The organism is Melioribacter sulfuriphilus (genome assembly GCF_051488685.1).
Classification (GTDB): domain Bacteria; phylum Bacteroidota; class Ignavibacteria; order Ignavibacteriales; family Melioribacteraceae; genus Melioribacter.
In genome coordinates this window covers 119,106-132,959 of sequence record NZ_JBPSEH010000008.1, presented here as the reverse complement: position 1 = coordinate 132,959, position 13,854 = coordinate 119,106, and the positions used below count along the sequence as shown (strand labels likewise).

Here is a 13,854-nt window from a genome sequence, read left to right as displayed (position 1 = left end):
TTTAGTTTTTTTTGAGCCAGCTCATCATACTTCTTAATTTGGCTCCAATTTTTTCGATTGGATGCTCCTGATTTTCTTTTCTCAATTTATTTAAGGTAGGTTGACCTTTTTTATTTTCTTCAATCCATTCTTCGGCGAATTTGCCGCTCTGTATTTCGTTCAGTATTTCTTTCATTACTTTTTTTGTATCGCTATTAATTACTCGAGGACCTCTGGTCATTCCTCCATATTCAGCCGTATCGCTTACGGAATAGTTCATTCGACTAAGACCTCCTTCGTAGTAAAGGTCGACGATTAATTTTAGCTCGTGCATACATTCGAAATAAGCCAGTTCAGCCGGATAGCCCGCTTCGACGAGTGTTTCAAAACCGGCTTTAATCAGTTCAGCCGAACCACCGCAGAGTACCGCTTGTTCACCGAAAAGGTCAGTTTCGGTTTCGTCTTTGAAAGTCGTTTCGATAACGCCAGCGCGTGTTCCGCCAATTCCTTTAGCCCACGCCAGAGCTTTATTGCGCGCTTGTCCAGAAAAATCCTGCTGAATTGCAATTAAACATGGAGTGCCGCTGCCTTCCTGAAAAGTACGGCGTACTAAGTGTCCTGGACCTTTGGGTGCAATCATAATAACGTCAATATTTTCAGGAGGCACAATTTGTTTATAATGAATATTAAAACCGTGAGCAAAAGCAAGAGTTTTGCCTTCGCTTAAATAAGGTTTAATTTGACTTTCATAAACTTCTTTCTGATTCTGGTCTGGTAACAAAATCATAATAATGTCAGCCCATTTAGCAGCTTCGTCTACTGTAAAAACTTTGAGACCTGCTTCTTCGGCTTCTTTCCATCTTGCAGAAGATTTCCTCAATCCGATTCCGACATCCATTCCACTGTCTTTTAGATTGAGAGCATGAGCATGTCCCTGACTACCATATCCCATTACAGCAATTTTTTTCCCTTTCAGGATATCCAGATTTGCATCCTGGTCATAATAGACTTTCATTTTTTATCTCCATTGATTTTTTTATGTTCGCCTTCATTTTCTTTCGTAAGTTTTCTTATTTGTTCACCGCGGCGCAGCACTACTGTTCCCGAACGCGCAATCTCTTTTATTCCAAATGGTTCGAGAACATTTATAGCCGCATCAATTTTTTCTGGTGGACCGGTAATTTCCAGCATAATTGTTCTATTATTAATATCAACTACATTTCCTCTGAAGATTTCGCAAATATCAATAATTTCAGAACGGGTCCCTTTTTGATAATAAACCGTAATCAGCATCAATTCTCGTTGCACTTTCGGCTGATTGGTCATGTCGATAATTTTAATAGTATCGATCAGTCGATTCAACTGCTTAACAATCTGTTCAATAACTTTATCTTCACCTTCTGTTACGATAGTCATTCTGGAAATGGAGGGATCCTCTGTTTCTCCAATGGAAATAGAATGTATGTTGTACCCTTTGGCGCTGAACATTGTTACTACTCTGTTGAATGCACCGAATTTATTTTCTACGAGAGCAGATATTATGTGCATCATTTTAGACCATCTCCTTTGGATCTAATCTACGAATAATCATATCGCTAATAGAAGCTCCCGCAGGCACAATGGGGAATACCATATCTTCTTTAGCAACTTTGAATTCGACCATTATGGGGCCATCGTTATAGTCGAGCATTTCCTTGAGTAAGTGTTCTACGTTATGAGGACTGTCGGTCGAATATGCTTTAACGCCAAAAGCTTCGGCCACTTTAACAAAATCTGGATTGCTGTCCGAGAGATCTGTAAAACTGTATTTTTCGGCGTGGAAAAGTTCCTGCCATTGTCGTACCATACCGAGGAAACTGTTGTTTAGTACAATTATTTTAATGGGCAGTTTATAATAAACGGCAGTTACCAATTCTTGAATATTCATCTGGAATCCGCCGTCTCCGTTGATTGAAATTACAGGACGGTCTTTTACGCCGAATGCTACCCCAATTGAGGCAGGCAGGGCAAAGCCCATTGTTCCAAGTCCGCCGCTTGTAATGTGTGAGCGTGGATGATTGAACTTGTAATATTGTGCCGTCCACATTTGATTTTGACCTACGTCCGTAACAATAATCGCTTCGCCTTTCGTAAGTTCAGACAATTTTTCAATTACATATTGAGCTCTCAGTCGACCATCGGACATATCGTATTCGAGAGGGCATTCACTCTTCCATTTATTGATCTGCTCCCACCATTCATCCAGTTCAGGTTTACGTGTAATTTCAGAGGCAAGTTCTGCCATTACATGTTTAACATCGCCTACGATTGGCAAATCGACAATAATATTTTTATCGATGCAAGTAGGATCGATATCTACGTGAATTTTGTAGGCATTGCGAGCAAATGTATCAACTTTTCCTGTGACTCTATCGTCGAAACGCGCTCCCAGTGAAATGAGCAAGTCGCAATGATTAACCGCTTGATTTGCCCAGTAAGTGCCGTGCATTCCGAGCATTCCAAGCGATTGAGGGTCGGTTCCAGGAAATGCACCAAGTCCTTGAAGAGTCATTGTAACAGGTAGATTATTTTCTTTTGCCAGGAGATACAATTCCCGATGTCCTCCTGACATTATAACTCCGCCGCCTACATAAAGCAATGGTCTTTTTGCTTTTTGAAGCATCATGGCGGCTTTTTTAATTTGATTCTGATGACCGAAAACCTTGGGTTTGTATCCTCTGAGTTCTATTTTATCGGGGTAATTAAATTCAGTGATGCTGTTAATTACATTTTTCGGTAAATCTACTACAACAGGACCGGGTCGGCCAGTTGAAGCGATATAAAATGCTTGTTTTATTGTAGAAGCAAGTTCAGAAATATCTCTTACAAGAAAGTTGTGCTTGGTAATAGGTCGTGTTATACCGCAAATGTCAGCTTCCTGAAATGCATCGTTGCCAATCAGGTGTGTGGGAACCTGACCTGTAAAAACGACAATTGGAACAGAGTCCATATAAGCGTCTGTAATACCTGTGACTGTATTAGTAGCACCCGGACCCGAAGTTACAAGTACAACGCCAACTTTCCCAGTTGCTTTTGCATAACCTTCGGCCATATGTGTGGCGCCTTGTTCGTGTCTGACTAAGATGTGTTTTAAGAAATCGACGTCATAGAGTTTTTCGTAGATAGGCAATACAGCACCACCGGGATACCCGAAGATATATTCTACGCCTTCTCTCTTAAGACATTCAAAGAAAATATCCGCACCGGACATTTTATTTTTTTTTGTGTTCATAATTACCCCTTTCATTTATCTTCATTAAAATTTAATATTGCACCGGTATTAGCAGAAGTAACCATTCTTGAATAGCGGGCTAAATAACCCTTTTTAATTTTGGGGATGAATGGAGGCAATTCAGCCAGTCTTTTTTCGATTTCTTCCTGGCTGAGCTCCACTTCTAATTTATAATTTGGTATATCAATCGAAATTATATCGCCATTTCTTAAAGCTGCAATTGGACCTCGATCGGCAGCTTCAGGTGAAACATGTCCAATACAAGCTCCCCTTGTCCCTCCAGAGAATCGACCGTCAGTAATCAGAGCGACTTTATCTCCCAGTCCCATTCCCATAATTTCGCTCGTAGGAGCCAGCATTTCCGGCATTCCTGGCCCGCCTTTTGGTCCCTCATATCTTATAACGACAACGTCACCTGGTTTAATTTTCCCGCCTCTTATTCCTTGTAAAGCTTCATCCTGTGAATTAAAAATAACAGCAGGTCCACGATGGACTAGCATATTTGGATCGACAGCGCCAGTTTTAACAACCGCTCCATAAGGAGCCAGATTACCGAACAGCACCGCCAATCCACCGGTTTTGCTGAAAGGATTATCGATTGTTCTTATTACATTAAAGTCTTTAATTTCTGCATTGGCAATGTTCTCGCCAAGTGTTTTCCCTGTAACTGTAGGGGAATCCAGAGAGAGCAATCCCTCTATCTTCGAAATTTCTTTGAGGATGGCAGATATCCCGCCTGCGCGGTCTACATCTTCCATATGGACATTTTTTGTTGCTGGAGATACTTTGCAAATATATGGTACTTTTTGAGCCAGTTTATTCAGTTCATTTAATTCAAAATCGATTTCAGCTTCGTTTGCAATCGCCAGAGTATGCAAAACTGTATTTGTACTTCCTCCCATCGCCATGTCTAAAGCAAAAGCATTAAGTATCGATTTCTTGGTAATAATATCTCTCGGTTTTAAATCTTTATTTATCAGGTCGATAATTTTACGTGCTGCTTCTTTTGCTAATTCAAGTCTTTTAGAATCGACGGCAAGTATTGAGCCGTTACCAGGCAAAGCAATTCCAAGGGCTTCCATAAGACAGTTCATCGAGTTGGCTGTAAACATACCGCTACAAGAGCCGCATGTGGGGCATGCAAAGTTTTCAAGTTCTTTTAATTGCTCGTCGTTAATTTCACCTGTGGAATACTTCCCAACTCCTTCAAAAACCGAGATCAGATCGACGACATTACCTGATGGCGTATAGCCGGCTTTCATTGGACCACCGGAAATAAAAATAGCAGGTATATTAAGTCTAACGGCAGCCATTAACATACCTGGAACGATTTTATCGCAATTCGGAATACAAACCAATCCATCGAGTCGATGAGCTTCGGCAACGGTCTCAACACTATCGGCAATTAATTCTCTGCTTGCAAGTGAATAACGCATGCCGATATGCCCCATTGCTATTCCATCGTCCACACCAATTGTATTGAACTCGAATGGCACTCCGCCCGCCTTACGAATTTCTTCTTTTACTATTTTTCCAAATTCTTGAAGGTGAACATGACCTGGAACTAAATCAATATAAGAATTGCACACGCCGATGAATGGCTTATTAAAATCTTCATCCGATTTGATTACACCGGTAGCTTTTAATAAGCTTCGATGCGGTGCTTTGTCGAAACCTTTTTTAATTAAATCTGATCTCATTTCAATCCTCTAACTTTGTAAAGAAATATAACTTTAGATATACCTTTAGGGTTTAGTCAATCCCTAAATTATCTTAAAAGTTATTTTATGTTATGGTTAGGGATTGACTAAATATTATTACCCTAGTATAATCACTAGGCTAATAATATTGATAATAATTAGATTGATAATCCCTAGAAGGTTAGTATCTAAAGATGAGTTAAAAGAAACAAAAAGGCTGTTGTTAGCGTGTGCTTGTGGCCCGCCGGATATTTGATTGGTTTTAATATGTTTTTTATTTTCAGCCATAACTCGAATGCAATTATAAGGGTTAATTGATTAGATGTCAAGTTTTTTTTGAAAAAATATTGCATAATTATTCATCCACATGTATATCTAAATACTCGGTGTCTTTTTTGGAAGATTGGACAATTCAGTTTATTTTTGCACTCAATCATTAATAGAGAATAACAATTATGAAACAAAGAATTGCTTTAATTGGTTTTGGCACAGTTGCGCAGGGGCTGTGTGAAATATTAATCAACAAAAAAAATGAACTGGCAAAAAAATATAACTACCACTATGAAATTGTTGCTGTCAGTGATATCAGATTCGGCACAGTATATAATCCCGAAGGACTTAATCTTAAAAGATTACTGCGTGAAATAAACGAAAAGGGTAAATTTATTAAAGATAAAGTTGAGTGGGATGCAATTGAGACAATCGAAAAATCTAATTCAAATGTCGTTTGTGAACTCGCATACACCAATCTGAAAAATGGTCAACCGGCCATTAAGCATTGCGAAACTGCGTTTAAGAACAGGAAACATATCGTTACAAGTAATAAAGGACCAGCCGCGCTTGCCTACCACAGATTGAAACGACTTGCAGATAAATATGGTGTACGTTTCATGATTGAAGGTACTGTATTAAGCGGAACTCCAGTTATTAACCTGGTGAAAGGTCCTCTTGCCGGAAATAATATAAGCGCTTTTAAAGGAATATTAAACGGCACAACGAATTATATTCTTACGCGTATGGAAGAAGGCATGGGTTATGAAGAAGCTCTCAAAGAGGCACAAAAACTCGGATACGCAGAAGCCGATCCAACAAACGACGTACAAGGTTACGATGCACGGGCTAAAGTAACAATTCTGGCTAATGTATTGATGGGCATTAAACTCGATATCAATCAAGTAAAATGCAAAGGTATTACGAAAATAACCCAAGAAGATATTAAAGAAGCAAAAAGAAAAAATGCTCGCTGGAAATTAATCGGTTCGATTGAAAAAAAGGATGGTCGAATAAAAGCCTATGTTAAACCAGAACTTGTTCCAATGACTCATCCATTAGCAGGAATAATGGGCTCGGTAAACGCACTTACAATAACGACTGATTTAATGGGTGATATTACAATAGTTGGCAAGGGAGCTGGAAAGATCGAAACTGGATTTTCAATATTAAGCGACTTACTTGCCCTGAACACTAAATCATAATTTCTTCTTAATAAGTTTAATAACCAGCAAGAAGAATCATCGTGAAATTTTAACATAGCTTATAAATGTCTTTTATAAAGAATACTAAGTATTGAGATAACTTGAACATCTGTTTTTGTTAAATTAAAATATAAACATACTTTTTAGCTAATCCTCAAAAAATTAGAATACTGTTTTCGTTCTATTTTATAGATTCTATAGAAAATTATATTCTTTTTTCAAAAATTCATTCAGTCTTGCATTAGAATTTTATTTTGTATCTGACTTATTTCATTTATAATTATGTCCAAACGGAGTAAGGGATAATGACGCCAGTTTTAGATGCTGTGTAGTAAAAGGGATACCGATTATTGTTATTGCGCAAAGGAGTGCAAAAATAAAATGTGTAATTGAGATTAGTATTCCACCAGTTAAGATCCACAACAAATTCATAAATGTTGATATACAACCACTTCCCCTTTCTGTTTGTACAACTTCTTTGCCAAACGGAAGGAGTGTAAGAAAAGAAATCTTGATTAGTTGAACGCCAAAAGGAATTCCTATAATTGTTATACAGAGTAATAAACCAGCAATGAAATATTCAAAAAAGAGAATAATTCCACCTCCAATAACAATCCACAAAAGATTTTCGAGCAATCGCATCGATTATACGTCCTGATTTATTGGATTGTTAGACGTTGAGGCAGGAATTTTGTTTTGGAATACAATAATGGATTGTGGAGGTGCGGGGAGTCGAACCCCGGTCCGAAGCTACATTTCAGTGAACGTCTACACACATAGTCTGTTTAGGTTTTGTCTCGTTTCGGTTGGAAAAACAGACAATTCCGCCCAAAACCAGTCCGTTAAAAATTCGCCTCGCCTGCACGGACACTCAGCTCGGCTATCGTACCTAAGCGTCGTTCGTTCAAATCCCGGTACGAGAGAATTTGAAGAACGGCTACCTTTTTTTAATTAGGCAGCTAAAGCGTAATTATATTCGCCATTTATTTTTTTTACCGTCGTTTTACGTGTCTACGGCAACACGGTGTGCAGTTCAAAGAACCTATAGCTCCGTCGAAGCCAATATCACCCCCATAAATTATTTTTTCCAGATAATTTCTGGGGTATCGTTAATTTGATTACAATATCGAGCTAATACAAATAACAAATCAGAAAGGCGATTCAAATATACCAAAATATTATTCTCAATTTCAACTGTTTTCATTAATGCCGCAACTTCTCTTTCAGCCCTTCTGCAAACCGTCCTGGCATAATGCAACAAGGCTGCAGATTTACTGCCACCGGGCAAAATGAAATTTTTCAATACAGGTAGCCGACCATCAAAACTGTCAATTAATCTTTCAAGGCGCTCAGACCTTGCCATTTCGAACCGATCTATTTTGACATTTGAATCGGCAGGAGTTGCCAAGTCCGTACCCATCTCAAATAATTCGACCTGTATACTGCGTAAAACTTCGATGAGTTCCGAATTCTCAATTTCTGTTATAGCTAATCCTAAAATAGAATTTAACTCGTCCACTGTTCCGTAAGCATTTAATCTCAGATCGTCTTTAAATACTTTTTTACCCCCGAGTAAATATGTTGTACCATTATCGCCGATTTTAGTATAAATTTTCATCGATTAATCAATTTTCCTCAGCTCAATTTCAAATTCTTCTCCCTTGTGTTTGATATAAAGAGGAGTGTCGTTTAAATATTTTTTCTTAATTACTGCAAGTCCATAAAATTTACCTTCTACATTGATGCCGCTTGTAATAATTCCAGCTAATTCATCAGCATTGTAAACTTCGTATGATTTATCAGGAATTTCCGCTTCGATTTTTATACCGACCAACTTTCTTTGAACTTTATCATAAGTATCGAGTCGGACTATGACTTCCTGACCGATATAACACCCTTTTGTAAAACTAATTTCACCAGTTAGTCCGACTTCGTGCGGATTAAAATCCATTGTTATTTCATTCTTACCAACTATACCATGTAAGATACGATAATATTTAAATGCATCTTCGCTGACAAAGCCGAAGTCGAATGCACTTTTATTTTCAAGGAGATATTCACAAAATTGTTTGTACTGATTTGATTTTATTACAATCTTATATAAAGTATTTCCTTTTTCAACATTTCTGAACAATATTGTATCGAATCCAGATGTTTGTGTAATAATTAAATTGTTATCATCGATTAAATGAAATTCTTGTCCAAATATAAGTGATAAATACGAAGCACTTTGCTCGCCAGTAACCGTAATAATTTTATATTCAGAAGTAACGTCTTCGGCTTTAATATCCTCAGTAATAATATACTTGTTGATCCAGTTCAACAGCTTTTTGTCCGGATCATGCTGTCCAATCAGCCAGAAGAAATCTGTAATATAAAGTAACACGGTTCGATCAATGAATCTCCCCTTATCATTCAAGAAAAGTGTATTTATTTTTTTGCCAGGGATTAAGTCCTTAAGATTGTTCGTGGAAATTCTATGTAAAAAATCCAGAGTTTCTTTCCCTTCCAGCTTAGTAATATTTTCCTCAAGGCTTACGGCTCCTGCACCATGGTATAGTAATTTATATTCTTCGTTAATATTTTTTGTTAAATGATTATTCGTTCCAATAAACATACACAACCATTTTTGTTTAATACTCAGTCAATATTTGCGAAACCAGCGCGGATTTACTTTTGTAACGTAAAGTTGTTTATTTTCGTTCCAGTAGAAAGGTATCGAATCCAGAACACGAATTTTGAGCGAGTCCTCAATAAATCTGTATTCATAATAATCTGGGTATTTATCGTTATTAATATTGGCAAGGGTTCTTTTGTGAACAATACCCACGTAGGTTTCGAGCAAGTGTGGTGGCTTGCGCCAGCCATCTATCAAGAAAAAATTATATTTTCTGTGTCCCGAAATTATCCCATCTTCATAAAAGAGCTCGACATATTTAATATTTTTTGGCTGCCATGTTTTAATCGACATTTTACTGAAGCCTCCGTGTATTGGTACTTCAGCTTCCCATATTTTTTCGAAGTTGTTGTCGGTGCATTCGAATAAGGTCAAATAAAAGAATGCTGTACCGAGTTTTGTACTGTCGAGGTTAATGAAACTTGATTCGTATCCCTGTACGTTTTTTCTCTCTACAAATCTTTCTGATTCTTTGGAACGGACAATCAGAGTCAGAACAAAATTTCCGCCGTCCTTAAAATAAATAACTGCCGGTTTTGGTATACCGTAAATTGTTGATGGTTCATTTTGAAGTATATATGTGCCGGGCGGATAATTTTCCATGATATACTCACCAAGCGCTATAGTATCACACGGGAATCTGTTTTTTGTTCTTTCTTTTTCTACTTCGAGATTGTATTCTCTTATTTCTTTTTCTTTACTGGATGAGGTTGCAGCATCTCCTCCTTCTTTTTGTTCGGAAGTACAAGCAGAAATTAATATTAGCGAGAGAACCAATAATTTGACTAATTTCATGACCCTTTTATTTCCGAAAAATCTTTCAAAAAGTAGGCAGAAGCAATCATCCCCTTTTTCAAATTATCAAGGACAAAGTGCTCGTTTGGTGAATGGATGTTGTCCGTATCGAGTCCTAATCCCATTAAAATTGCAGGGGCTTTTAACTGATTCATAAACTCGACTACAATAGGAATTGAACCGCCTTCACGAGTAAAGACAGTTTTTTTACCGAAAGCCTTCGAGACTGCCTTGGCCGCTATTTGAACAGTTTTGTCTTCAAGCGGAATAACAACTGGATAACCGTAATGAATCATCTTTACGTTTACTATAACTCCTTCGTGTGCCAGACTTTTGACATACTTGGTGAAATCTGCTGCGATTTTTTTAGGATTCTGATTCGGTACAAGTCGCATGCTGATCTTTGCGGAGGCTCTCGATGGAATAATTGTCTTTGCTCCTTCGCCTGTAAATCCACCAACAATTCCGTTACAATCGAGAGTTGGTCGAACCCATAGACGTTCCAGTGTGGTGAACCCTTTTTCGCCGTAGAGAGTTTTAACTCCCAACTCCCTTGCAAATTTTGCATCGGAAAATTTCAGGCGTTTGAAATTTTCTTTTTCTGCTTCAGTCAATTTCATTACATCTTTATAAAAATTCGGCACTGTAACTCGTCCGTTTTTATCGTGCAATTTTGAAATGATTTTTGCCAGTTCGTTTACTGGATTGACAACAGCTCCACCGAAACTTCCGGAATGAAGGTCGGCTTTAGGCCCTATCAATTCGACTTCCATATAAAGAAGTCCTCGCAGACCGTATGTAATTGTCGGGACTGCAGGAGCGTACATACTTGTGTCGGAAATTAATATGGCGTCGCATGAGAGAAGCTCTTTATGTTTCGAAATAAATTTGGATAAACTGCCACTACCGATTTCCTCTTCGCCTTCAATTAAAAATTTTACATTAACCGGCGGTGCGCCATAGTTCTTAAAAAAAGCTTCTACACTTTTTAAATGAGCAAATTGTTGACCTTTGTTATCGTTTGCTCCCCTCCCCCATAATTTTCCATTTTCAATCTTCGGTTCGAACGGCGGAAAAGACCATTTTTCAATTGGATCGACCGGTTGTACGTCGTAATGACCGTAGATAAGAACAGTTGGTTTATCCGGAGCCCCAACCCATTGACCATATACGATTGGATGCTTTTCCGTACTGAATACCTCGACGTTTGTCAAACCGATATTTCTCAGTTTGTTTGCCAGAAACTCAGCACATTTCACCATATCCTTACTATGTTCTGATGATGTGCTGATACTCGGAATACGCAGGTATTCTTTTAGTTCTTCCAAAGAATTTTCAAAATTCGTATTCAAATATTTGATTACATTATCCACGACTCCTCCGGTAGTTTCTTTTAGGGACTCAAAGCCCATTATCTTATGGATTCAAATTTAACTTTCACAACTGCGGGATTCAAGTAAATTAGTAGATAAAAAATTTTTATTCTGCCTTTATTTATTGGTAAATTTGAATGTCTATAAATTTATAACAAATGATATTAACAAAATACATATTAAAAAACCATCTGGCTCCTTTTCTTTTTTCGGTATTTACACTCATCGGCATCTTCTTGTTACAGTTCCTGATGAAATTCGCCGACCGATTAGTAGGGAAAGGATTGGGACTATGGATTATTATAAAATTGATAGTCTACAACCTAGCCTGGATGATCGTGCTTGTAATACCGATGTCAGTTCTGGTTGCAACTTTAATGGCATTCGGAGGAATGGCACAAAATAACGAAGTTGCCGTCTTGAAAGCCACCGGCATGAGTCTCTACAGAATGATATTGCCACCCCTTGGAGCCTCCGTTTTATTGGCTCTATTTCTAATCTATTTCAATAACAATATCTATCCCGATGCAAATCATGCTGCCAGAATTTTGATGGAAGATATATCACGTCAAAAACCGACACTATCGCTTGTACCTGGAGTATTTTCACAGGACGTCCCCAATTATTCAATTCTTGCACGCCAAATCGACCAGGAAAAAAATATATTGAAGGAGATCACAATTTATGACTATTCGACTCCACCATCTATTAATGTAGTTACTGCGAAAAAAGGTATAATTTATCTTTCGCCAAATCAGAAAAAATTGATAATGGATTTAGAGCTGGGTGAAATACACGAATTTAATAATAGCAACTGGGATGAATATAGACGACTTCGTTTTAACAGACATAAAATTGCGATGCCTGCTGAACAATTTACATTTGAGCAATCGACACCGGGCGGTCCTCGCGGCGACCGCGAACTTGGTGCACCACAAATGTTGCAAATTGTCGATAGCCTTCAAAAAACAAGGGAAAAGTATCTGGCCGAACTAAACAATACACTTTCTAATATTACAATCAATGAAACTCTTACATTACCCGAGAAGAGAGACGATAGGATATATGAAAATGTTAAACGAAGATTAATCAATCATAAAAATATATTAATAAACGTTTTAAACCGACTTGAATACAATAAAAAGGAGATTAATCGTTATTGGGTCGAAATCCATAAAAAGTATGCCTTACCTTTCGCCTGCATAGTATTTATACTAATCGGGGCACCGCTCGGCACAATGACACGAAAAGGTGGTTTCGGAATGGCAGCGGGAATCAGCCTTGTATTCTTTCTGATTTACTGGACATTTTTAATAGGCGGAGAAAAACTTTCTGACCGCGGATTACTATCACCCTTCTGGGGTATATGGAGCGCAAATATTTTGTTGGGAATTTTAGGAATCATACTTACGATTAAGAGCGCAAGAGAACGTATCGAATTGAAATTCGACTTCATCAATAAAGCAATACCTAAATCCTGGAAATTTAATGCGGATGAAAATGAAAATTCTTGACCGCTATCTGATTAAACAATTTTTACAATCCGTATTATTTGGATTGATCACTTTCACGGTGATTTTCGTAATCATCGACATGATGGAAAAACTCGGCGATTTTATCGACCAGAATGTCGATGCAAGTATGATAACGGAATACTACATCGTCTTCATGCCTGAAATAATACGACTAATGACGCCAGTTGCAGTTTTATTGGCAAGTTTATTCACTGCAGGCAAAATGTCGAATCTAAATGAATTAACAGCTATTAAAGCAGCGGGCATTAGTATCTATCGTTTTATGACTCCATTTCTTATAACATCATTTTTTATATCGATTCTATTGGTATATTTTGGAGGCTATATTGTACCGATGGCAAACAAACACAAAGTTTTTATTGAACAAACTTATCTAAAAAAAGGGATAGTCTATTTTGGAAGCAATATATACTTTCAGGATACAAAGAACAGAATAGTGACTATTAATCTCTATGACGTTGCTAACGACCAGGCTAATCAGGTTAGCATTCAGGAATTCTCACCCAACGACAACACTAAAATTTTAAGAAGATACGATGCATTCAGAATGAAATATGACACCCTAAAGAATCAATGGGTATTGTATAATGGAGTCGAGCGAGTATTCGGCGACACAACGGAAAGTATGTCGCGATTTGCAGTGAAAGAATTTCCTGGACTGAATTTTAAACCTGAGGATGTAATTAAAAAGCAGCGTAAACCAGAAGAAATGTCGCTCGTTGAGTTGAAAAATTTCGGAGACGAACAGAAACGTACGGGCAACAATCCGACTGCAATTGAAATTGAATATCAATCGAGAATTTCATTTGCTTTTTCGTGCATAGTTGTAGTGTTGTTTGGTTTGCCAATCTCGGCAAATAAAAGAAGAGGAGGGCTGGCGCTCCAATTTGGGATTAATTTGTTGATCACATTCATTTATCTTGTTTTCATGAAAGTAAGTCAGGCATTTGGTAAGAACGGAATGTTAGATCCGTTTTTAACGGCGTGGTTTGCAAACTTTGTATTTCTGATCGCAGCAATATTTAATTTAAAATACGCTTCGAAGTAAT

12 protein-coding genes and 1 other RNA gene are annotated in these 13,854 nt (G+C 37.7%); 3 read left to right on the top strand and 10 right to left on the bottom strand.

Annotated features, from left to right (window positions below; translation table 11 throughout):
• Nucleotide 1: 1 nt before the first annotated feature.
• Genes ilvC through ilvD form a run of 4 tightly spaced genes read right to left on the bottom strand, consistent with a single transcriptional unit; the run spans nucleotide 2 to nucleotide 4,950 of the window.
• Nucleotides 2-994: a ketol-acid reductoisomerase gene (ilvC, locus tag ACSSV9_RS11835; protein WP_437347467.1), complete on the bottom strand. Its 993-nt coding sequence runs from the start codon at nucleotides 992-994 to the stop codon at nucleotides 2-4.
• Entirely contained in the window at nucleotides 991-1,530 is a 540-nt protein-coding gene (gene ilvN / locus ACSSV9_RS11830) for an acetolactate synthase small subunit (RefSeq protein ID WP_437347466.1), read from the bottom strand. Before ilvN ends, ilvC begins: the two co-directional genes overlap by 4 nt.
• A gap of 1 nt (nucleotide 1,531) precedes the next feature.
• Nucleotides 1,532-3,250 carry a biosynthetic-type acetolactate synthase large subunit gene (gene ilvB, locus ACSSV9_RS11825; protein WP_437347465.1) on the bottom strand — a complete coding sequence of 573 codons (1,719 nt, stop codon included), beginning with the start codon at nucleotides 3,248-3,250 and terminating at the stop codon, nucleotides 1,532-1,534.
• 11 nt (nucleotides 3,251-3,261) lie between these two features.
• Entirely contained in the window at nucleotides 3,262-4,950 is a 1,689-nt protein-coding gene (ilvD, locus tag ACSSV9_RS11820) for a dihydroxy-acid dehydratase (protein WP_437347464.1), read from the bottom strand.
• Between the two features lie 455 nt (nucleotides 4,951-5,405).
• Here ilvD and ACSSV9_RS11815 point away from each other — a divergent pair, with 455 nt between their 5' ends.
• Nucleotides 5,406-6,425 (top strand): homoserine dehydrogenase, encoded by a 1,020-nt coding sequence (locus ACSSV9_RS11815; RefSeq protein ID WP_437347463.1) that lies wholly within the window; start codon nucleotides 5,406-5,408, stop codon nucleotides 6,423-6,425.
• Between the two features lie 270 nt (nucleotides 6,426-6,695).
• Here the strand turns inward: ACSSV9_RS11815 and ACSSV9_RS11810 are convergent, their stop codons facing one another.
• The 6 genes from ACSSV9_RS11810 to ACSSV9_RS11785 all read right to left on the bottom strand — a co-directional run bounded on the left by ACSSV9_RS11810 (nucleotide 6,696) and on the right by ACSSV9_RS11785 (nucleotide 11,270).
• A complete protein-coding gene (locus tag ACSSV9_RS11810; RefSeq protein ID WP_437347462.1) occupies nucleotides 6,696-7,067 on the bottom strand; it encodes a YccF domain-containing protein in 372 nt (123 codons plus the stop codon).
• Between the two features lie 72 nt (nucleotides 7,068-7,139).
• Nucleotides 7,140-7,498: a transfer-messenger RNA gene (ssrA, locus tag ACSSV9_RS11805) on the bottom strand.
• Between the two features lie 5 nt (nucleotides 7,499-7,503).
• Entirely contained in the window at nucleotides 7,504-8,043 is a 540-nt protein-coding gene (locus ACSSV9_RS11800; protein WP_437347461.1) for a cob(I)yrinic acid a,c-diamide adenosyltransferase, read from the bottom strand.
• 3 nt (nucleotides 8,044-8,046) lie between these two features.
• The gene (ygfZ, locus tag ACSSV9_RS11795; protein WP_437347460.1) at nucleotides 8,047-9,042 is read right to left on the bottom strand and encodes a CAF17-like 4Fe-4S cluster assembly/insertion protein YgfZ; all 996 of its coding nucleotides are present in this window, start codon (nucleotides 9,040-9,042) and stop codon (nucleotides 8,047-8,049) included.
• Between the two features lie 27 nt (nucleotides 9,043-9,069).
• Nucleotides 9,070-9,897: a hypothetical protein gene (locus ACSSV9_RS11790; RefSeq protein ID WP_437347459.1), complete on the bottom strand. Its 828-nt coding sequence runs from the start codon at nucleotides 9,895-9,897 to the stop codon at nucleotides 9,070-9,072.
• Nucleotides 9,894-11,270, bottom strand: coding sequence for a dipeptidase (locus ACSSV9_RS11785; RefSeq protein ID WP_437347458.1), 1,377 nt, complete (start codon nucleotides 11,268-11,270; stop codon nucleotides 9,894-9,896). Before ACSSV9_RS11785 ends, ACSSV9_RS11790 begins: the two co-directional genes overlap by 4 nt.
• Nucleotides 11,271-11,428: 158 nt before the next feature.
• On the opposite strand from ACSSV9_RS11785, the gene ACSSV9_RS11780 reads away from it, so the two are divergent.
• The gene (locus ACSSV9_RS11780) at nucleotides 11,429-12,784 is read left to right on the top strand and encodes an LptF/LptG family permease (protein WP_437347457.1); all 1,356 of its coding nucleotides are present in this window, start codon (nucleotides 11,429-11,431) and stop codon (nucleotides 12,782-12,784) included.
• Entirely contained in the window at nucleotides 12,771-13,853 is a 1,083-nt protein-coding gene (gene lptG, locus ACSSV9_RS11775; RefSeq protein ID WP_437347456.1) for an LPS export ABC transporter permease LptG, read from the top strand. The genes ACSSV9_RS11780 and lptG overlap by 14 nt, the downstream gene beginning before the upstream one ends.
• Nucleotide 13,854: the final 1 nt, after the last annotated feature.

What these genes read in the sequence shown, in the direction of transcription:
- ilvC (WP_437347467.1), bottom strand. Translation starts at nt 994, where the DNA reads ATGAAAGTCTATTATGACCAGGATGCAAATCTGGATATCCTGAAAGGG.
- ilvN (WP_437347466.1), bottom strand. Translation starts at nt 1,530, where the DNA reads ATGATGCACATAATATCTGCTCTCGTAGAAAATAAATTCGGTGCATTC.
- ilvB (WP_437347465.1), bottom strand. Translation starts at nt 3,250, where the DNA reads ATGAACACAAAAAAAAATAAAATGTCCGGTGCGGATATTTTCTTTGAA.
- ilvD (WP_437347464.1), bottom strand. Translation starts at nt 4,950, where the DNA reads ATGAGATCAGATTTAATTAAAAAAGGTTTCGACAAAGCACCGCATCGA.
- ACSSV9_RS11815 (WP_437347463.1), top strand. Translation starts at nt 5,406, where the DNA reads ATGAAACAAAGAATTGCTTTAATTGGTTTTGGCACAGTTGCGCAGGGG.
- ACSSV9_RS11810 (WP_437347462.1), bottom strand. Translation starts at nt 7,067, where the DNA reads ATGCGATTGCTCGAAAATCTTTTGTGGATTGTTATTGGAGGTGGAATT.
- ACSSV9_RS11800 (WP_437347461.1), bottom strand. Translation starts at nt 8,043, where the DNA reads ATGAAAATTTATACTAAAATCGGCGATAATGGTACAACATATTTACTC.
- ygfZ (WP_437347460.1), bottom strand. Translation starts at nt 9,042, where the DNA reads ATGTTTATTGGAACGAATAATCATTTAACAAAAAATATTAACGAAGAA.
- ACSSV9_RS11790 (WP_437347459.1), bottom strand. Translation starts at nt 9,897, where the DNA reads ATGAAATTAGTCAAATTATTGGTTCTCTCGCTAATATTAATTTCTGCT.
- ACSSV9_RS11780 (WP_437347457.1), top strand. Translation starts at nt 11,429, where the DNA reads ATGATATTAACAAAATACATATTAAAAAACCATCTGGCTCCTTTTCTT.
- lptG (WP_437347456.1), top strand. Translation starts at nt 12,771, where the DNA reads ATGAAAATTCTTGACCGCTATCTGATTAAACAATTTTTACAATCCGTA.